The 20,195-nt window shown below is 49.1% G+C and carries 17 protein-coding genes and 1 tRNA gene; 9 read left to right on the forward strand and 9 right to left on the reverse strand.

The annotated features are described in order from the left end of the window. Positions 1–225 precede the first annotated feature (225 nt). Positions 226–1,644, forward strand: coding sequence for a LysM peptidoglycan-binding domain-containing protein (locus LFE_RS05680; RefSeq protein WP_014449286.1), 1,419 nt, complete (start codon positions 226–228; stop codon positions 1,642–1,644). Between the two features lie 275 nt (positions 1,645–1,919). Here the strand turns inward: LFE_RS05680 and LFE_RS05685 are convergent, their stop codons facing one another. From LFE_RS05685 to LFE_RS05695, 3 genes are all read right to left on the reverse strand, one after another. Next, positions 1,920–2,684, reverse strand: a complete 765-nt coding sequence (locus LFE_RS05685; RefSeq protein WP_014449287.1) for a tetratricopeptide repeat protein — start codon at positions 2,682–2,684, stop codon at positions 1,920–1,922. Beyond that, positions 2,674–3,009 (reverse strand): (2Fe-2S) ferredoxin domain-containing protein, encoded by a 336-nt coding sequence (locus LFE_RS05690; protein WP_014449288.1) that lies wholly within the window; start codon positions 3,007–3,009, stop codon positions 2,674–2,676. Before LFE_RS05690 ends, LFE_RS05685 begins: the two co-directional genes overlap by 11 nt. Positions 3,010–3,147: 138 nt before the next feature. After that, positions 3,148–4,506 (reverse strand): complex I 51 kDa subunit family protein, encoded by a 1,359-nt coding sequence (locus LFE_RS05695; protein ID WP_014449289.1) that lies wholly within the window; start codon positions 4,504–4,506, stop codon positions 3,148–3,150. 192 nt (positions 4,507–4,698) lie between these two features. Between LFE_RS05695 and purE the strand changes: the two genes are divergently transcribed. Next, on the forward strand, positions 4,699–5,199 hold the full coding sequence (gene purE / locus LFE_RS05700; RefSeq protein ID WP_014449290.1) for a 5-(carboxyamino)imidazole ribonucleotide mutase: 501 nt from the start codon (positions 4,699–4,701) through the stop codon (positions 5,197–5,199). Continuing rightward, complete coding sequence (locus LFE_RS05705) at positions 5,196–6,332, forward strand: 5-(carboxyamino)imidazole ribonucleotide synthase (RefSeq protein WP_014449291.1); 1,137 nt, start codon at positions 5,196–5,198, stop codon at positions 6,330–6,332. Before purE ends, LFE_RS05705 begins: the two co-directional genes overlap by 4 nt. Positions 6,333–6,334: 2 nt before the next feature. Here the strand turns inward: LFE_RS05705 and LFE_RS05710 are convergent, their stop codons facing one another. From LFE_RS05710 to LFE_RS05720, 3 genes are read right to left on the reverse strand one after another with little or no spacing between them, the layout of a single operon-like run. Then, a complete protein-coding gene (locus tag LFE_RS05710; protein ID WP_014449292.1) occupies positions 6,335–6,994 on the reverse strand; it encodes a DsbA family oxidoreductase in 660 nt (219 codons plus the stop codon). Between the two features lie 23 nt (positions 6,995–7,017). Next, entirely contained in the window at positions 7,018–7,896 is an 879-nt protein-coding gene (locus tag LFE_RS05715; protein WP_014449293.1) for a hypothetical protein, read from the reverse strand. 58 nt (positions 7,897–7,954) lie between these two features. Continuing rightward, positions 7,955–9,316 (reverse strand): adenylate/guanylate cyclase domain-containing protein, encoded by a 1,362-nt coding sequence (locus LFE_RS05720; RefSeq protein ID WP_041774078.1) that lies wholly within the window; start codon positions 9,314–9,316, stop codon positions 7,955–7,957. Positions 9,317–9,587: 271 nt separating this feature from the next. Here LFE_RS05720 and LFE_RS05730 point away from each other — a divergent pair, with 271 nt between their 5' ends. From LFE_RS05730 to LFE_RS05740, 3 genes are all read left to right on the forward strand, one after another. Then, positions 9,588–10,964, forward strand: coding sequence for a hypothetical protein (locus LFE_RS05730; protein WP_041774080.1), 1,377 nt, complete (start codon positions 9,588–9,590; stop codon positions 10,962–10,964). Positions 10,965–11,251: 287 nt separating this feature from the next. Further along, a complete protein-coding gene (locus LFE_RS05735; RefSeq protein ID WP_014449296.1) occupies positions 11,252–12,400 on the forward strand; it encodes an SMP-30/gluconolactonase/LRE family protein in 1,149 nt (382 codons plus the stop codon). A 221-nt stretch (positions 12,401–12,621) separates the two neighbouring features. Beyond that, the gene (locus LFE_RS05740; protein WP_014449297.1) at positions 12,622–12,822 is read left to right on the forward strand and encodes a YgaP family membrane protein; all 201 of its coding nucleotides are present in this window, start codon (positions 12,622–12,624) and stop codon (positions 12,820–12,822) included. Positions 12,823–13,065: 243 nt separating this feature from the next. Here LFE_RS05740 and LFE_RS13040 read toward each other — a convergent pair whose 3' ends face one another. Beyond that, positions 13,066–13,602, reverse strand: a complete 537-nt coding sequence (locus LFE_RS13040; RefSeq protein WP_014449298.1) for a MarR family winged helix-turn-helix transcriptional regulator — start codon at positions 13,600–13,602, stop codon at positions 13,066–13,068. A 149-nt stretch (positions 13,603–13,751) separates the two neighbouring features. Here LFE_RS13040 and LFE_RS05750 point away from each other — a divergent pair, with 149 nt between their 5' ends. Genes LFE_RS05750 through LFE_RS05760 form a run of 3 tightly spaced genes read left to right on the forward strand, consistent with a single transcriptional unit; the run spans position 13,752 to position 19,632 of the window. Further along, a complete protein-coding gene (locus LFE_RS05750; protein ID WP_014449299.1) occupies positions 13,752–15,272 on the forward strand; it encodes an efflux transporter outer membrane subunit in 1,521 nt (506 codons plus the stop codon). A 40-nt stretch (positions 15,273–15,312) separates the two neighbouring features. Next, positions 15,313–18,441, forward strand: coding sequence for an efflux RND transporter permease subunit (locus LFE_RS05755; RefSeq protein ID WP_014449300.1), 3,129 nt, complete (start codon positions 15,313–15,315; stop codon positions 18,439–18,441). 39 nt (positions 18,442–18,480) lie between these two features. Then, complete coding sequence (locus tag LFE_RS05760) at positions 18,481–19,632, forward strand: efflux RND transporter periplasmic adaptor subunit (protein WP_014449301.1); 1,152 nt, start codon at positions 18,481–18,483, stop codon at positions 19,630–19,632. A 55-nt stretch (positions 19,633–19,687) separates the two neighbouring features. On the opposite strand, the gene LFE_RS05765 is transcribed toward LFE_RS05760, so the two are convergent. Then, positions 19,688–19,763: transfer RNA gene (locus LFE_RS05765), tRNA-Val, on the reverse strand. After that, positions 19,720–20,193 carry an acyl-CoA thioesterase gene (locus tag LFE_RS14675; protein WP_081495457.1) on the reverse strand — a complete coding sequence of 158 codons (474 nt, stop codon included), beginning with the start codon at positions 20,191–20,193 and terminating at the stop codon, positions 19,720–19,722. Before LFE_RS14675 ends, LFE_RS05765 begins: the two co-directional genes overlap by 44 nt. Between the last annotated feature and the right edge of the window lie 2 nt (positions 20,194–20,195).

Genomic DNA, 20,195 nt, shown 5'->3' on the forward strand with positions numbered 1-20,195 from the left:
AACTATTGTTAATTTGTTTTTATTTTATCGATTGGATGGATTTATTCTTCGCTTTTGATGATTGGATTGCCCATTTGGCTTTTCTATTAGGGCTTTCTCTTCTCGAAAACCCATCCGGCCTTTTCTGCATTGATTGATTTTTACTTTCTCTTAGGGTATTATCCGCCTATATTCGGGTTTTTCTTCCTGCATTTGAGGGGAAGCCGCTTTATCAAGGAGGTTGTATTGAGTAAATCATCGCAGGCTCGTTTGGGGGTTCTTTTCTCTATCGCAATTACTCTGGTTGCCGGTGGATGTTCTTCCATCGGGAGTCCTTCCCCAAAAGCCGAGGCCCTGACACAGAATATTCTGCCTCCGTCCATTCCCAGCCCGTCGCCAACAACCATCGATCATGCCGATTCACTGAAGGGTGTTCCTGTTTCTCCTGCCCAAGGGGGTACCGGTGCGCTCTTGAAGCCTGCGACTCCGGGTCCGGTTGTTCAGGAATCCTTTTTACGGATTCCGGATGATCCGAGCATCGACTGGTATACACAGTACTTCCAAAATTCCGTTCACCGGCAGTTTCGTGTGTGGCTGGAGCGCTCCGGTCGATATCTTCCATACATGAAGGCAATCTTCCGCGAGGAGGGTCTGCCTGAGGATCTGGTTTATCTCTCCCTGATTGAAAGCGGATTCAGTCCGAGGGCCTATTCCTATTCAAGGGCTGCCGGTTTATGGCAGTTCATGTCAGGAACAGGCAAGAAGTATGGTTTGGCTGTCAACGGCTGGATTGACCAGAGACGTGACCCGATGATGTCCACGCGCGCGGCGGCCCGTTACTTGAAAGATCTCTATAATGAGTTTCATTCTTGGAGTCTTGCAATGGCCGCCTATAATGCGGGTGAGGGGAAGGTTGCTAACGCCGTTGCGGATGCCGGAACGGAGAATTATTGGGAGATCCGGAATACGAGAGCCCTTTCGAATGAAACAAAGGATTATGTTCCCAAATTCATCGCGGCAATGCGGATTGCCAAGGATCCTGCCCGTTACGGGTTTACCGACATCGAGTACGATGATCCGCTCAATCTCGATACCGTGAAGCTGAAAAGGCCGACTGAAGTGAAGGTACTGGCAAGAGCCGCTGGTGTTTCCTACAGGGAGTTCAAAGAGATGAATCCGTCTCTGACCCGTTGGTCAACCCCACCCTACATGCATAATGTTCCGATCAATGTGCCCAAGGGCGAGGGAGACCAGTTTCTGGCGAGCATTGAAAGTCTTCCGTCTTCCAGGAGACATGTCGAGTATGCAGATTCAAGGAGAGGTGGCCATGTGATCCGCTCCGGAGAGTCTCTTTGGACGATTGCCCATCATTATGGGGTCTCGGTGAGCTCCCTCATGGCGGCAAATGATCTCCACTCTCGCTCTGTTTTGCGTGTGGGACAGCGTTTGGCCATTCCAGGCGGAGGTTATGGGAATGTCATCGCTTCCTCAAGGTCAGAGCAAGGCGCAAGCAACTGGTTGCCTCATCGCATCCGAAGGGGTGAGTCCCTTTTTGCCATTGCAAGACGATTTGGCACAAGCATTGGCGTCATTCGCCATAAGAATCATCTGGTTCACTCTTCTCTTCTTCGCGAAGGGGAAACGATCATGGTTCCTGCCAGATAAAGTCGCTTTACGGGTGTACTGTTAAAGGGCATTTTCCTTCGGGAGAATGCCCTTTTTTTGACCAGATGGCTTCCTTCCACCACCTTATTGACACTCTGTCAAGAACGAATAGCCATTCCTCCTGAAAGAATATCCTGTTGATTCAATGTCTTGAAGGGGATCGATCCGGGGTCCCTTGGAAAATGCATGAAATCTTTGGTTGGATGCGAAGGAGTTCAGAAAAGGGGTCCATGATTCCGGAAAAAGCCGTTGAGGCCTTTTTCCGGAAAGAAGAGTTACTTTGTGGGAGTTGATGGAAGGGGAGCTGGAGCCATTTGCGATGAAGGCATTCCATTTCGCTGGAGGTAAGGTGTTGCTTCGGCTGCCCAAGGGGAATTCGGAAACTCCTTTGAGAGCTTCTGGAAATTGATGAGGGCCAATGCCGGCTGGTTCAGTGTTTCATAGATCATGCCAATATTGAAGTAGGCAGCATCTGCAAGAATTTTCTCGGGAAATTTGATGACCTTCTGAAACATCGCAAGAGCCTGGTCATATTCTTTTGTTGTCGTAAAGGTTACCCCCATGCTTTCGTAATAGAACGGAAGAATACGTGTATTTCCCGCATTCTTTTCCAATCCCTTGTGAAGCCAGTCGATTGCATTTTTGGGTTTTCCTTCTTGATTGTCGATCGTTGCAATGAAAAGTGGTGCAACAGCCGCACTCTTGGTGTCGGAATACTTCTGATAGACTTCTTTGAACATAGTTTTTGATTTTTCAAGATCGGCAGTGCTTCCGTGCTGGCCCTGTGTGTATAACTGCTCGGCCGATACCTCGATTGTCGCGGCATCGGATTCTTTTTTCTTTTTGTCGGAAATGATGTGGGATGCAAGACCTGTTCCCACCAAAAGAATAAGGATAATGGATCCGGCGATCGCCAGGGAGATTTTGGTTCGGTCTCCACCTGGTCCACTACTCGCAGGCCGGGATAACGGTGAGTCTGTCATCGTTTCCTGACGGGGAGATGCAAAAACTTCAGTCTTTTTCCGAATCCTATACCCCATTTTTATTTAAACCGTCCTTTCCGGGAATCTGGTAGATTATGTTTCTTGGTAAAACATCCTGACCGGTTAAAATCTGATCAATCATGGCACTTGTTGATTTTTCGTCCATGGAAGAAAACCATTTTCCTTCTGGGTACAAAAGAGCAATCGGACCATAGTCGCACAAATCGAGACATCCACTTTTTGTAATTAACAGATCTCCTGCATGTGTTGTCTGACTAAGCTTGTTCTGTGCGAGAAGTTTAAGATCTTCGGATCCTTTTCCCAGACATTTATTTCCCGTACAGAAGAAAAGATGGAACTTCCAGGAAGGTTGGGAAAACATCGCTTGCTCCTGGTTGTCTGAAAAAGATGATCGTTGAACCAGTTCATCGTGGCGAAGAGTTCAAATGGGCAGCCGCCTCCCCAATTCATTGGGAAACCAAAATTTTCTGCATGAATTGGCTTTACCTATGGAGCCCGCTTACTTGTCTGTCCCCGTGGAACGAAACTGGTTATATATCGGCGTTCTGTGATGATGGACACACGTTCCCTTTTCAATATGAAGAAGTATTTCGTTGGTGAAGTGTTTCATCAGGGCTTCTGCTGAAAAGGCTGATGCCGTGATCAAGCCGCAATTGCCTCTTCCCTTGATCATTTCAGAGACTCTCACGATCCGGTCGATGATACCGGGAGGAGCTTGTCCTGTTTCAATCTGCTCGAGAAGGCCCGCAATTGTTTCTGTTCCGATTCTGCACGGAGGGCACTGACCGCAGCTGCCTTCTTCATAAAATCTTGCAAACTCAAGCGATGTGGCAACCAGGCAATCCTTGTTGGAGAGGACGATGGCTCCTCCGGATCCGATGCCGGATCCCAAGGCTCTCAGTGCATCATACTCCAGAGGGACATCCATTTGCTTTGAGCTGAGAACACCGAAAGAGGGACCTCCCGGGAAGAAGGCCATGATTTCTTCTCCTGGGAGTGGCCCTCCACCATAGCGAAAGATCAGCTCCCTGATGGGTGTTCCGAGGGGGAGTTCAACAATTTTGGGTGTCCTTACCGATCCTGTGACAGCAAAAACCATTGTCCCCGGGCTTTTTGCTGTGCCTCTTTTTCGGAACCATTCCGAGCCGTTCTTGAGAATATGGGCTGCATGGGCATAGGTTTCAACATTATTCACCACAGTCGGACACATATAGAGTCCACGTTCGGTGGGGTAATGGGGGGGCTTTGTTCTTGGTTTTGGCGGACGTCCCTCAAGGGATTCGAGAAGGGCCGTTTCCTCTCCTGCAATATAGGCGGCGGGGCCGACAAAAATCTCGATATCAACGGAAAAGCCCGATCCGAGGATATTTTCTCCAAGGAAGCCAGCCTCGATCGCTTCAAGCCTGGCGCGTTGAAGAATGGCGATTCCTTCCGGGAAGCTTTCCTTGACAAACAGTAAGGCCTTCTTGGCCGAAACGGCGTAGGAGGCGATGATGATTCCCTCGAGGATCTGATGGGGGTTGGTGGTGATCAGAAAGTGGTCCTTGTGGCTGCCTGGTTCTCCCTCGCTGCCATTCGCCACAATATAGTGTTCCCTGACCCGGTGCGATGCGACTTTTTCCCATTTGATCGCCGCCGGGAAACCGGATCCACCCCGGCCCCTGAGACCGGCATCCTTGACCTCCGAAATCACCTCATGGGGAGTCATTGTCCGGACTGCTTTCGTCAGTCCGTCATAGCCGCCAATGGCGCGATAGCTCTCAATACTGGGACCGTTCTCAAGAATCTCTTTCCGGATGAGAACCGGTTCGGGACCAATCTCAAACGGAACTTTTACACCGGTTTCGGGATGTGACAAAGATTGCTCCTTCGTATAATGTTTAGCCCTGATAATCTACATGATTCCCTGAATCTTGGTCAAATGAACCGGGATGTTTTGGCTCTTGGAATGGGATGAACCCTCCCATTTTGAAAAAATTTGAAGAATTTTTGATCTTTGGAGATAATGCCCGGTATTTTATCGGCGCTCACAAGATCTCAAGGAGGCATGATGGGAACGTCCACTCCAAAAGTGGGATTGATTATGGGAAGCATTTCGGACTGGAAGATCCTCAAGGGGGCTTCAAAGATTCTTGAACGCTTTGGAGTCTGTTATGAAAAACGGATTGTTTCTGCCCACAGGACGCCGGATCTTCTTCATGACTATGCCAAGGGGGCCAAGGGGAGGGGGCTGGAGGTCATTATCGCCGGGGCTGGAGGCGCGGCACACCTCCCTGGAATGGTGGCATCGATGACAACCCTCCCGGTCCTGGGTGTTCCGGTTCCATCGACCTACCTGAAGGGAATCGACTCCCTTCTCTCCATTATCCAGATGCCAAGGGGAATCCCGGTCGCCACTTTTGCGATTGGCGAAGCGGGAGCCGAAAATGCAGCTCTCTTTGCTGTTTCCCTTCTGGGATTGTCTGACCCTGTGCTATCGGATCAGCTGGTCGCTTACCGGAATGACCTGACACAGTCTGTTCTGGAAGCTTCTTTTCCGGAGGATGAGTGATCCTTCCTGGAGAAACGCTGGGAATCCTTGGTGGGGGTCAGCTGGGGCGATATGCCGCAATCGCTGCAAGGACAATGGGGTATCGGGTCTGTACATGGGATCCTGACCCGGAAAGTCCGGCTGCGATGCTTTCGGATGATCATATTCAGGGGGATTTTCTGTCGGCACCACTCAGGGAGAAATTTCTCTCCAGAGTCTCTGCCGCAACCCTTGAATTCGAAAATATCCCGTCCGAGCTGATGAACCTTCTCTCCCAGTCCGTTCGTCTATCTCCCGATCCCGTGGCGGTTATGGTTGCTCAGGACAGGATTCTCGAGAAAGAGTTTCTGAATAAACTGGCCATCCCAACGGTACCATACCGATCTTTCCAGAGTGAGTCAGAAGTGGAGCTGATGCACGATGGAGAACTGGATCTTTTTCCAGCGATTCTGAAGAGAAGTCGATGGGGGTATGACGGTAAGGGTCAAGTTCCGGTCAAGGACCTGACAGATCTTAAAGCCGCCTACTTTCAGCTGGGAAATGTTCCCTGCCTATTGGAAAAACGGATTTCGCTGGAAAAAGAAGTTTCTCTGATCTTGTCGGGGAATCCCAAAAATGGATATGCGTTTTTTCCTTTGATTGAAAACATTCATGTCAATGGAATCCTGCATACAAGCGTTGCCCCGGCCAGCGTGGATCCGAACGTCCAGGCTGTGGCTCGGGAGATTGCTCTTTTGATTGCAGAACGTCTTTCTTACGAGGGTGTTCTGACGGTCGAATTTTTTCTGGATAGCCATGGAAGGGTTCTTGTCAACGAACTAGCTCCCAGACCCCATAACAGTGGGCACTTCACAATTGATTCCTGCGGCATTAGCCAATTTTCACAGCAGATCAGGGTTTTGGTCGGAGCTCCTCCGGCTGTTCCTGTCCTGACTGGAGCTGCTGCAATGGTCAATCTTCTGGGGGATTTGTGGGTGAAGGGCGATCCGGATTTTTCAGTCGCCCTTTCAAGCCCCAAGGCAAGACTGCACCTCTATGGAAAGAAAGAGGCCAGGGTTGGTCGAAAAATGGGCCACATCACGGTGCTGGACGAGTCTGTGGATCTGGCCCTGGAGGAAGCCTTGAGAATCTATCGACACCTTCAAACAAGCTGACCTTAGGCTTCGCTGATCAAAACTTCAGCGGCATGAATGAAAAGCTCGGGATCCCTCAGTCCACCGATAAAGATCCTGTCTCCCCCGCTGTTGACCATGACAAGAGTTGGCCGGACAGAGACACCTTCTTCGGATCCTTTTTTGATATCGGATTCGAGCTGTAGACGGATGCTTTCCCCGGAAGACAGTTTCTCCAATATTTCCGGATCCAACCCCACTTTTTCCCCAAGATCCCTTAACGATCCTGTTTTTGTAAGATCTCTTCCCTCTACAAAAAAAGCGCGTCGGAGTTGTCGAAGATATTGATCTCCTTTTACGGGATCGATCGATAGAGCTGCCAGAACCCATTTCGAAAGAATGGAACCATCTTTTGGAACAATTCCTTTTTCCCATGGGGTCGTAGTCATTTCCACGCCAGTGGCTTTGGAGGCTTTTCGAACCTTTGAGGCAAATTCAGAAGGAGCTTTCATCTCGTGGGCTGCCAGGAAAGTATCAAGCAACTGGTAAAGAGGCAGCATTCGATGATGGAAGACGATCCTGTTTCCCATTGTGTCTTTAAATTCCCCTATGGCTTTTTCTGCGGCAAAGCTCCAGGAGCAGAGAGGATCTGTAAACCATTGAACGTCGATGATTTTTTCAGGGTTTGATGATTGGTCGGTCATGTGAGGCTCCCTTATGTGAGGATTTATTTACCGGATGGATATTTTGGGTTCTGGTCAATATGCTGCAGGCTTTTTAATCGTTCAAGCATCTTTTGGGCTTGAGAGATGTTTTGTCTAAGGGACTTGTCTCCCGGAGAGAGAAGGAGAGCATCACTCCAGTAACGTATGGCTCTCCTGAGATGCTGTTTGCCATATTGCTTGAACCCTTCTTCGGTCAGGTGGTTTTCTTTCTTTTTCAGTATGGATTGCATCTCTACCAGTTTTTGATTGGATGGATCAATCGATAGCCCTTTTTTGATATCGAGAAGGGCGAAATGATCTTTCCCTTCATCAAGCCGGCGTTTTGCCAGATGGGCATAGGCATCGGTCTCAACCGATTTCTCCAGATCCTTCGGAAGACGGAAACTGCTTTTGCTTTCTTTTAAGGCCTGGAACTCCTTGCCTGTGGAGATGAGGCTGTCGAGATAAGTTTCTGTCAGTTCATTCGGAATCATCTCCGGATGATTTTTAAAAAAAACGGGGTCCCTTTTTTTAAGGGATTCCATTTTTTCGAGAGACTCTATGCCCAACCCTTTTTTTAAATCCTCGTCCGCGTCCCTGATATCGTTTTTGTCCCAATCCATTCTGATTTTGTTTTGCATGGATAACTTGAGGGAAGGATTCTGGATCCGGGAGAGTTCTTTTTTTGCCGCGGGATAATTTTTGATGGCCAACAGATGATTGATTCTCTGGATGGTCAGCTGGTCCAATTCCTGTGGTGTTGGAGTGACAGGTTCTTTGTGTGGTGAAACCTGTTCTGTGCAGGAAGAAAAGGTTGCAAGAATCCAAAGAAACAAGAATCCTGTGACGAAGGTCTGGTTCACCTTCGGGAGCAATGTTTTCAGACTTTCCAATCGGTTCATTCTCATTTTTTCCTGGTAGGCCGTTTGCTGTCGACAAGGCAATACTATACTCGTTCGCTTACCCGGGCTCCAGTACTTTCAAGATTCTCACAGGCGACTCGATACCTTTGAGAAGCACCTGCTGAGGGGGTGAGCAATGAATCTCTCCATGCAGTGCTTCTTTCAGGTCTTCGGAGATCAGGATTTCTCCCGGTCCGGACAGAGATTCAATCCGTGAGGCGATATTGACCGCCTGGCCCACGACAGTATACTCCATTCGACTGCCTGAACCGATATTTCCCACGATGCAGTCGCCCAGATGTATCCCAATGCCAAACTCAACAACGGGAGACCCTTCCGATACTCTTTTTGAAGATTCCAAGGCAATGGCCGATTGGAGGGAGATGGCACACTTTAATGCTGAATCGGGATTGGAAGGAAGAAATTCCGGAATTCCGAATACGACCATGATGCCGTCGCCCATAATATTGCTGATGTATCCGGAATGGCTCAGGATGATTTCGAACATGGGAAGATAATATTCATTCAAAAGGGTCACGACCTGTTCTGACGGCAGGTTTTCGGACAAGGTGCTGAATCCCCTGATATCTGCAAAAAGGATGACGACCTTTTGGCGAATCCCTCCAACATGGATGAGTTCAGGATGTTCCATGACCCGTTCGGCAATATCTCTGGAGACATAACGTGTGAGGGCATTTTTCAGCGCATCGGATTTTTTCAGTTCAGTGATCATTCCGTTAAAGGCCAGGACAAGATCCCCGAGCTCATCATTGGAGCTTGGAATCACCGTGACGGACAGATCTCCTTTTCCAATGGCCTGTGTGGCACGGTGAAGCTCCCTGACAGGTCTGGAGAGCATTCTGGAAAGGATGAGAGCTCCAAAAAAAGAAAGGATGGCTCCAAAAAGGGAGATGATCAAAAAGGAGTGACGAATGTCTTTTTGTGCAGCGAGAACTGGATCTTCGGAGAAGATCACGAGAAGTGTCCCGATTCTGATGCCAGCATAGAGGATCGGTGTTACGAGAAGTGCATCGTTTCCCTGGTCTATGTCCGGGATGATCCTTATCGTTGAACCCTTCCGAAGAGATTTCAGGTAATCAGAGATTTTCCTGTTGAGAACGCCTTCTCTTGTATCCGCTATGATCTTTTTGTCCATTCCGAGTATGAGAAGGCGGCTGATTCCGGAGCCGGCGGGGGGATTGGCCAGTACATTTTCGATTTGCAGCCGATTTTCAAGGAGCAGTGGAGCTGCAATCGTTTTGGCCATCTGAAGTGCGATCATTTTGGTTTCATTTTCAAGGAGAACCTGGATTCTCCCTTCAATCTGATTCTCGAGTAAATAGTCACCTTCCAGAATCGCGATCAGAAAAATCGAAAGTGAAAAGATGAAAATCTTGTAAAATAATGGCATTTTTATCATGGAGAAATTCTTGGATACCAAGAGTTATCCCTTCAGGATGGGTCTTGATCTTTATGTTTTTCCAGTTTCAGAGCCATGTCGGGAGATCATAAATGGTCTTCATTCGTTTGGAACGGAAACGGCTTTCGTCTTCTGCAACCATGATACAGAATTTTTTAGAGATCGGCATGGCTTCAACTATTTTGAGCGATAGGATCCAATCTTTGAAGTGGTGGATGTTTCTGACGGATGGAAGCATCCTTTGCCGGGGATACTGATGCGAGGGAAAAGAATGCGATACGGTAAGATCGGGAACTTGCTTGTCGGACTTGCCATTTTGTTTTGTCTATGGGGTTTCAGTACATCTCCTGTCTGTGGCGCGGAATCCATTTCTTCTGTCGCTCATCCGGTGGATTTCGATGTTCTCAAGCGGGCGCAAAAGGATTTACAGCAAGACCTCGGACTTCCCGATCATTCTGATTCAGGACTCATTGAAAACCCACCCCATCGAAACCCAAGCACCTCCGGTCTGGAGGAACATCCGTTTCTGATTTCGGTCTTGCTGATTGCTTTGGGGGTTGGGATTATTCTGTTGGGGTGGGTTATCCGGAGCGAACAGAAAAGGGAATCTTCCGTCCCGAGCGAGGGTTCTTCTTTTCTGGATTCAGATGATTCCGATGGCATGGAACTGGAAAAATCTCCTCCCAAGAAGGACTTGCCGGATACCCGGTCGAAAAAAAACAGGAGACCCCTCCTGTCTTCAACCGTTTCGCGTTCTCCAGGAACGTTTTTATCTTACATGGAAAGGCTGGACAGCTTTCTTCAAACACTTCAGGCCAATTCCTCAGAGCCGGACTTGTCCTGCGTAGCGCTTTATCATCTGAAAAGCAATTCCGCTTTTCATACATTGCTCTCCCGTTCGGCAGGAGCACGTTTCCCAAGATTTTTTCGTCCCTCACTTTTGTCTGCGTCAACACAGAATCTGCTTTTGACAATGAAGACAGGAGACTTGGATCGGAAACAGGCAGCCTTTGGCATGACGACCATTACCGATGGGAATATCGATTCCCTATGTGTTTTGTTTTTCGACCAGAGGGGTGTTTCTTATCTGATCTATTTTTCAGAAATTCGAAACGAACATTCCGGGAAATGGTTTCGCTCCGTTTCCCAGAGCCGGGTCGAGCTGCTTTCGGCTCTGGAGCTTCATCTGAAAGATTATTCGCGTTTCCATTACCAAATCCCGGAGGATACATTCGATGGGTACGGTGTCCTTGACGGAAGAGGTTTCGAGAACCGGCTTTTCCAGGAGCTTGAAAGGGCTGACCGGTTGAAGACGGAAACACTGCTTTTTGTTTTTTCTGTCAAGGATCTCAAGCATCAGGAAGGAGCGGTTGAAATGGAGGAGGAGTTCATGGATCGCTTCCAGCGAGGTGTGAGTCTCGAGATCCGTAATGGAGATTCTCTCACCCGTGCGGGAGATGGCCATCTTTTTCTCCTTCTTCCTGAAACACTGGAAGCGGATGCATCCATCATCACAAGTCGGCTTCAGAAAATTTTTGACTCGACCAAGGAGGCGCTTCATCGGAAAGACCTTGTTCTTGGTTTTCGTGAAATTTCATTGCATGGGGCTGAAAAGGAAAAGCTTTTTGCATTTTTATCCACTATATGAAATAAACAGCTTTCTTTTTTCAGAATGGATTTTCCTGATTCCTCATTCTCTCAGATGATGACAGTCTTTTCTGGTCTATTGCTTATTGCATTTTCCGGGGGGAGGGTGTATACATCTGTCGATCCATGTGTGGCGGGAATGATGCCGGAAGCCATTATAGATGAATAATCATGCGCGATTGACGACGCAATGACGGCTTGGTTCCCGACCAGAAGCCCCTGGGGGGGGAGATTAACCCATCTGTTGCCCAATAAGAATTGGCAGCAGGCGTTCCGAAGGAGGACACTTTGAACAAGAGCAAACATCCGAAGGGAAGGGGCATTCGGTCAATCAAGACGGCAGCCGTAGCTGTCTCTCTCGGTATCGGCATGACGCTGATGGCGGGGCAGGCATTTCAGGCTCAGGCTGTCAGCTTGAAAACGATCGCAGGCTCTTTTCATGAGCGAGGAGACAATGACGGTAACGGGGCTTCAGCAAGATTTGAATTTCCCCAAGGCATTGTAGCAGCTCCAGATGGTTCGATTTATGTGGCTGACACCGGTAATGACATGATCAGAAAGATCACGATGAGCTCCGGGACTGGCACTGTCGAAACCATTGCAGGCGTTAACCATCATGCCCGTTTTCGTGACGGTGCGGGCGCAGCTGCAAGGTTCAACAACCCTGAAGGCCTTGCCATCTCTCCCGATGGGAAGACCCTTTATGTTGCAGACTCCAGAAATAACCGTATCCGGAAGATTGATCTGGCGACCAAAACCGTATCAACCCTTGCCGGCCATGCTTTTGCCAGCGGCAATGACGGTATCGGGGATCATGCAGGTTTTGCCCAGCCCCGCGGATTGGCCATCTCTCCCGACGGGAAGACCCTTTATATCGGGGATTCAGGAAACAACATGATCCGCAAGATGGATCTGACCACACTGCAGGTGACGACTCTTGCCGGTCAGGGAGCTCTTGTTCCAGGACATGCTGATGGAGTTGGGACCCAGGCAACCTTTCTTGAGCCTCGTGGCCTTGCCATCTCTCCCGATGGTCAAATCCTTTATATTGCAGACACTCGCAATCACTTGATCCGAAAGCTCGTTTTGGCAACCAATTCAGTCTCAACTCTTGCGGGTCATCCTGGTTTCCCGGGGACACTGAACGGTCCTGGTCCGGATGCGTATTTCTATGATCCGATGATGCTTGCTATTGATGGCAACAAACTTTATGTCTGTGATGCTGCCAATGCTGATCTTCGCTTGATTGACCTGAACTCGGATACTGTTTCGACAGTAGCCGGAGCAACGATCAACGGTGGAGTTCCGATCAAGGGTCGCGAAGATGGTGACGGGACACTTGGACATTTCGAGTTTCCTGGAGCCGTTACGATCTATCACGGAGTCCTTTACGTGACAGACACTCCAGCTGATACAATCCGGTCTGTTTCCTTCTGATCGTCAGATAATGGAATCTCTTTCGTAAAAAAGGGGGCCGGAAGGTCCCCTTTTTTATTGTCTTTGTCATTCTCTATTGTTCATGGCAGATCCGCCAAATCCGTGATACGCTTAACAATGAGGTTCATGGGGTATTTCCTTGAAAGGGGGGACGTTCTCTCCTACCTTCAAGGCAATATTGATTTTGAAAATTGAGTTGTTCGTTTTTTAGAGGAGGATCTATGCCCGTCAATGAAGGAACTGTTGATCGCGTTGTAAGGGTTGTTTTGGGGGTTGTTCTGATCGCATTGGTGTATGTTGGTCCCAAGACTCCATGGGGTTGGATCGGTCTTCTCCCATTAATCACAGGAATTACCGGGCGCTGTGGCTTGTACAAGGTTCTTGGTTTCAATACGTGCCCGTTAAATTCCAAAAAAGATTGAGCCCTAAAAAATAAAGATGGAGCAGGGTTGGAGGATTGAAGCGGTCGAATAAGCTTGCCGACTGGATTCTCCAACTCACCCCGTTTCAGGGCAGGGGGTCTGGTGGGTGTTTTTTGACCCTCAGATCCATTTTTTAAGGCGAATAGGGATCGTTTTCCCAAACGCCTTTAGGGGGGCCTTCTTCGGGAGTGTGAGCGGATTTTGATGTTTGACGAAGGATTTCGCATTCTGCAGGGAGAGGTTTCAGGGGTTTTGAGGCGTGTGGTCCTCTTTCGAATCGAAGGATCTCGTTTTTCTCTCAAGGATTTTTTTATCGATCAAAACATCCCGCATCCGAAAAAGGAACGAGAGAAACTGTTCCTGCTCCTCGACAGAAAAGACAGAAAACAATTCTGAGACCCTGTCCTTGAAGGAAAAACAGTTGACCGTCAGGAACTCCTCGGCTTTGGATGACAGTGAAACGATGGTTGCCCGCCGGTCGGTTGGGTGAGGTTTTCGCTCGACCATTCCCTCTTTTTCCAAAGCGTCGACCAAGGCTGTTACATTGGTGGCTGTGACTCCGAGCCGGTCTTTGATGTTGCTCATCATCATCGGGCCATATTCGAAAAGAAGCCCCATCAGGTACATCCTTTTGGGAGTGTGCCCATCCATCTCCATAATCGATTCAGCCCAGCGGATATAGGCGGGACCCAGCATCCAGAACAGTTTCATCAGCTGGTGTCTTAATGGATTGGGTTCGCCTTCGCCGGCATTGCAGCCATTGTCCTTGGCCATGTGCATGCGGGATCCTCCTTGACAAACAATATACCATAGAAGTCTAATATTGAATAATGCGTATACGCATTATTATGGCTTGCTCATGCACCTACAGGTCTTTTCTCACCGACCATTGACAAATCTTCAATATCTGTAGCCAAGGATCGCAATAGGTGAGTATAAACAAATTTTCTTTCTTTTTCCCTCCGGCGGTTTTTACCTTTTTATTGCTTTTTTCCGGTTGTGCAGTGGGTCCTGATTTTCATACTCCAGCTCCCCCTAAAGCAACCACTTATACGAAGTCACCACTAGGAACTCAGACTGTTTACACGGATAAGGGTGATATTGTCCAGCGTTTCAGGACAGGGAAGGACATTCCCGGACAATGGTGGAAACTGTTTCACTCGAAATCCTTGAACAATCTGATCGACCAGGCACTGAAGGTCAATCCGACACTCCAGGCGGCGGAAGGGTCACTTCTTTCCGCGATGGAAAATGTTTCTGCGGGGCAGGGAGCCTATGCACCTTCTGTAACCGGAAATTTGTCGACTGTTCAGCAATATTTTAATGGATCTGCTTTTGGTGCACCCCAGTTGTCCTCCCTGTTCACACTCAATACCGGTTCTTTAAGTGTTTCCTATCCTTTGGATCTCTTTGGGGGAATCAGGCGACAGGTCGAGTCCCTGAAAGCCCAGGAAGACTATCAGCGATTTCAGCTCGAGGCAGCCTATCTGACCCTGACATCCAATATTGTCCTTGTCGCTATCCAGGAAGCCTCTCTCCGGGAGCAAATCAAGGCAACCCGTCAAATTATTCAGGTTTTGAAACAGGAACTTATTATTGTCAAACGTCAATTTGAAGTCGGTTCTCTTTCCCGCTCTTCGGTTTACTCCCAGGCAACGCTTCTTGCACAAGAAGAAGCGACACTTCCTCCTCTCGAAAAACAGTTGTCGATCGAGCGCCATCAGATGGCGGTTTATCTGGGGAGATTTCCCAGCGAAAAAATTGGCGCGAACTTTCACCTGGATGATTTGACGTTACCCGACGAATTACCTGTCAGCCTTCCGTCCAAACTGGTGGAACAGCGTCCCGATATTCGGTCGGCGGAGGCTCAACTCCATTCCGCAAGTGCCCAGGTTGGGGTTGCGACAGCAAACATGTTTCCCCAGATTTCCCTGACAGGGCAATATGGTAGCGAAAGCATTGCCGGCTATTTTTCTCCGGGAAGCCAATTCTGGAGCTATGGTCCTTCCCTGACGCAGCCCATTTTTCAGGCGGGGACACTTCTTCATAAGAAGAGGGCGGCTGTGGCGATCTTTCAGCAGACAAAAGCCCAGTACAAAAACGCAGTCCTTCAGGCATTCCAGAATGTTGCAGACTCTCTTCGGGCGCTCGAAGCAGATGCGGAAACGCAAAATGCCCAGATGGTCGCTTTTGTCGCGGCCTCTGAAAGCCTGAAGATCTCCGAGCGCCAGTTCAATGTGGGCGCGATTGGCTATCCTGGACTTTTCAATGCGCAGCAAAGCTATGAGCAAGCGAGAATCAATCTGGTTCTGGCCAAGGCAAGTCGTTATTCCGATACGGTCGCCTTATTCCAGTCTCTTGGGGGAGGATGGTGGAATCTTGCAAAGGCAACTCCCAAGGGAGTGGGGCTCCCCAAAAAACAATTGGCTAAAAATTCTTCAAAAAAATAATGACTTGACTTTAGACATCTAAGAAAAGGCCTTTACCTCCATGGTGAATTTTTTTATCAAAAGACCCATTTTTGCGGCTTCTGTTGCGATCATAATGGTTTTGACCGGGCTGATTTCCTTCAAGCTTTTGCCGGTTTCGCAATTTCCGGAAATCACTCCTCCTCAGGTGACCGTTTCGGCCAACTACCCGGGCGCATCCGCCCAGGTTGTTGCCGATACCGTTACGACTCCTCTTGAGCAACAGATCAGCGGTGTTCCCGGTATGTCCTATATGTCCTCGACAAGCTCGAATGACGGTAGCTCGACGATTACGATCACCTTCAATGTCGGCTACCCGATTGATATTGCAGCGGTTGATGTCCAAAACAGGATTTCCCAGGCAACTCCACAGCTTCCGGCCATTGTGAATCAGGGCGGGATTATCGTCCAGAAGAAAAATCCAAATTTTGTTCTGATCGTCAATCTGTTCTCTCCTGACGGCTCGGTTGATCCCATTACACTGAGCAACTATGCCTATCTTCAACTCGTTGATCCACTGAAACGACTGACCGGTGTGAGCGATGCTGTGATCTTTGGGGAGAGACGCTACTCCATGAGGATCTGGCTGGATCCAGACAAGCTCTCACGTCTGGGGATAACCGCAGTAGATGTTCAAAATGCCATTGCCGAGCAGAATGTTCAGGTAGCCGCGGGAAAAATAGGAGATGCTCCGGCGCCCAAGGGAACGATGTTCGATTATCAGGTCAATGCGACAGGCCGGCTGAGCACTCCTGAGGAGTTCGGCAAGATTGTCCTGAGGGCGGGAACGGGTAGCAATGCAACCGTCAGACTGAGGGATGTTGCCAGAATTGAACTGGGAGCTCTCCAGTACACGTCGTCCGCCCACATGGACAAAAAGCCAACCATTGTCGTCGGTATTTTTCAGACGCCCGGATCGAATGCCCTGGAGCTTGATCGTCAGGTCAAAGCGAAAATGAAGGAGCTTTCAAAAAGATTTCCCAAGGGGATTGATTATTCCATCAAGTATGACACCACCATGTTCGTTTCGGCTTCGATGAAAGAGGTTGTCATCACCCTGATCGAGGCATTGCTCCTCGTGGTTGGAGTCATTTTTCTCTTTCTGCAGAGCTGGAGAACAATGGTCATTGCCGGCATTGCGATTCCGGTTTCCCTGATCGGGACACTGACCATCATGGAGATCGTCGGTTTTTCCCTGAACACGGTCAGTCTTCTTGGAATGGTTCTGGCGATTGGGCTGGTTGTGGATGATGCGATTGTTGTTGTCGAAAACGTCGAACGTCAGCTTGAGCATGGGGTGGCTCCTATGGAAGCAGTCCGCAATGCCATGGATGAGGTGACAGGGCCCATTATTGCCACCTCCGCAGTTTTGGGAGCTGTTTTTGTGCCGGTCGCTTTTCTTCCAGGAATCACCGGACAGCTTTATCGTCAGTTTGCTCTCACGATTGCCATTTCCGTTGGTCTTTCTGCCTTCAACTCCCTGACGCTCACGCCAGCTCTTTCGGCATGGCTTTTGCGCTATCAGAAGCCATCGGAACTCTTTTTCTTCCGGAAATTCAACGAGTTTTTTGATCGGACTCGTGACCGGTATGCCGGTATGGTTCGCCGGGCGATCGATTACCGATGGTATGCGATGGGAGTCTTTCTGGGTGGAATCCTCATGACCTATTTTCTTTTTGTCAGAGTTCCGGAAACCTTTTTGCCGGTTGAGGATCAGGGGTACTTCTTTGTCATTATTCAGTTGCCTGACGGGGCTTCCCTTGAGCGAACGGATTATGTGACCAAAAAGGTCCGGGACATCCTCCTCAAAACTCCCGGAGTACAGGATGTGGTCTCGATATCCGGCCTGAACTTTCTGACGTTTGCAAATCAGTCCAACAGTGCTGCCGAGTTTGCCATTTTGAAGCCATGGGAGGAAAGGGGAAGCGAACTGACTGCCTCAATGATTGTCAATTCGGTTCGGCCCAAACTTTTCATGATTCCTGAATCTGTTGTCCTTAGCTTTGATCCACCCTCGATTCCCGGGTTGGGATCAACAGGTGGCTTTGAATTTGAGGTTGAGGACCTCACGGGAAAGGGAAGTCGAGCACTTGATGAAGCAACCCAGTCTCTCATGGCTGAAGCCAGAAAACAGCGGGAAATTGAACCCCGTCAGGTTTTCACGACATTTTCCACAACGACACCGCAATTTGACTATGATCTGGACCGCAGCAAGGCCAAGCTTCTGGGGCTCTCGCTTCCGGATGTTTTCAATACCCTCCAGATTTATCTGGGATCTCTTTATGTGAATGATTTCAACCTCTATGGAAGGACCTTCAGGGTGACCCTCCAGGCTGAAAACGGGGCGAGGGGAAACCCCGGAGACCTTTCACGACTCTATGTCCGAAATGTAAACGGAAACATGATTCCACTCGATGCGCTTGGACATCTTGAGCCAACGGTCGGTCCGGAAACGGTCAACCATTACAATATCTACGGCTCTGCTCTTATCAATGGTGGTCCGTCGCCAGGATTCAGCTCGGGCGATGCTATTGCCGCGATGGAGAGGGCTGCCCAAAAAACCCTTTCTTCCGATTTTGGATATGAATGGACAGGAATTACCTATCAGGAGCTGAAGGTCGGCTCTATTGAAAAATGGGTTTTTGCCATTTCCCTGGTGTTTGTCTTTTTGTTTCTGGCGGCACTTTATGAGAGCTGGTCGATGCCTTTTATGGTGATCCTGGTCGTTCCACTGGCGATTTTTGGAGCGATGGTCGCGACATGGTTGCGTGGCAAACAGGTGGATGTTTATTCCCAGATCGGTTTTGTGATGCTCATTGGATTGTCGGCCAAAAATGCCATTTTGATCGTGGAGTTCGCCAAGCGTCTGAGGGAGCGTGGTCTTGGCATTGTTGAGGCTGCCATGGAAGCAGGAAGGCTGCGTCTTCGCCCCATCCTGATGACGGCATTTGCGTTCATTCTTGGGGTTGTTCCACTGATGTTTGCATCCGGAGCTGGAGCCGCAAGCCGTCAGTCGATCGGAACGACCGTTTTCGGCGGAATGCTGGCAGCCACCATGTTGAGCCTTTTCTTTGTTCCTATCTTCTACGCAGTCATCGAAGGTATTCGTGAAAAAGCAGGTTTGGGTGATAACGCTTCTTCACCTGATTGAGAATGTGTTGTCGAAAAATCCGAAAGAGGAGATCTTGTAATGGATAGCAAAAAAAATGGAAAGCTTCGTATAGCCATTCTCGTGGCGGTGATCCTTGTGGGAGGTGTCTCTATTGCAGAAAAGAAAGGATGGCTTGCGCTCATGGGAGGAGAAAAAACATCTCCCGCCATGATGGGAATGCCTGTTCCCGTCCAAAGGGGTGTGAGAAAAACGGTTTCTCTTTATAAAGATTATGTCGGGACGACAGAAGCCATCCGGAATGTCGCACTGCAGGCAATGGTCACCGGATATCTTAAAGATCAATTGATTCCGGATGGGTCCGATGTCAGGAAGGGAATGCTGATCTACCGGATTGACCAGAGAAACTATAGGGCAGCATTGGCTCAGGCTCAGGCTCAGGTGGACAGGGACAATGCTTCATTTGAATATGCAAGGGCCAATCAGAAAAGAAATGCGCTGATGGTTGTCAATGGAGATGTCTCAAAGGATGTTTTTCAGCAGTCGACAAGCGTGATGCATCAGGCGGCCTCCACCATTCTGGCGGACAAGGCCGCGCTTGCCCTTGCCAAGATCAACATGGGCTATACCGAGATCCGGGCTCCATTTTCCGGGAGGCTCAGCCGAAGCCTTGTTTACACTGGCAACTTGATTGGTTCAGGAACACAGATCAATACTCTTGTCCAACTCGATCCGATTTATGCCACGTTCAATCCGCCCGAGTCAGATCTGGCGGATATTTTAAAGAACAGGTCCGCTGGCAAGATGCCAGCCACTGTTCGTCTGGCCGGGAATCATCAGAAAACTTACAATGGAACCTTATCCTTTCTGGACAATGTGATTGACCGGCAGACAGGGACGATTACAGCAAGAGTCACCATTCCGAATGCACAAAAGACGCTGATCCCGGGAGAGTGGGTGCATGTTCGGCTCCATATCGGGGACCGACAGAACGCGCTCATGATTCCCCAGATAGCGGTCGGGTCGAATCAGGTCGGAAAGTTTGTCTATGTTGTTTCGAGAGACAACAAGGTTGAAATCCGATTTGTTGTTCTGGGTGTCATGGAGGGTGATTTGATCGAAGCCGTTAAAGGTCTTTCCGATAGTGACCGAATTATCGTTGGAAATCAGCAGAAGATCGGTCCGGGGATGCCGGTTGTTCCCATGGAGAAAGTCAGCAATTCTCACGTTTGACGATAAAAAAGGCTTATTTTTGCTTTCGTGGGGTTTGGACGGGATACTTCGAAAATGGTGGGCGGAACAGGGATCGAACCTGCGACATCAGCTGTGTAAGAGCTGCGCTCTACCGACTGAGCTATCCGCCCTTGAATTGGTGGGAAGGTCTTCAGACTTCAAGACTTTTGGAGACAATAGTTCCAAGACACCTTCCGGGAAGGATCTTGGATCGCCTTTTGGGTCGACGCAAACCAAGGTCGTTGATCCTGAACCGGCTATTTGCCCAGTCGACAGGTTTCGGACCAGATAATCAAACGTCATGATTTTTCTTGAAATGGATGAAAGCCATGTTTCGACACAAACCAGATCATCGTATTCAAGCGGGGCGGCATATCGGCAGGACAATCGGGCGACAACCAGAAAAAGTCCGTTGTCCTCCATTTCCCTGTAATTGAATCCAGAACTTCTGCAAAAATCGGCCCGGCCCATCTCAAACCATACTGGAAAATGGGAATGATGAGCCCTTCTTTGGCCGTCAGTTTCAGAATATCTGACACGAAATTCCGTCTTTGAAATCATGG

Origin of the sequence: Leptospirillum ferrooxidans C2-3 (assembly GCF_000284315.1) — a bacterium.
Taxonomy (GTDB): domain Bacteria; phylum Nitrospirota; class Leptospirillia; order Leptospirillales; family Leptospirillaceae; genus Leptospirillum; species Leptospirillum ferrooxidans.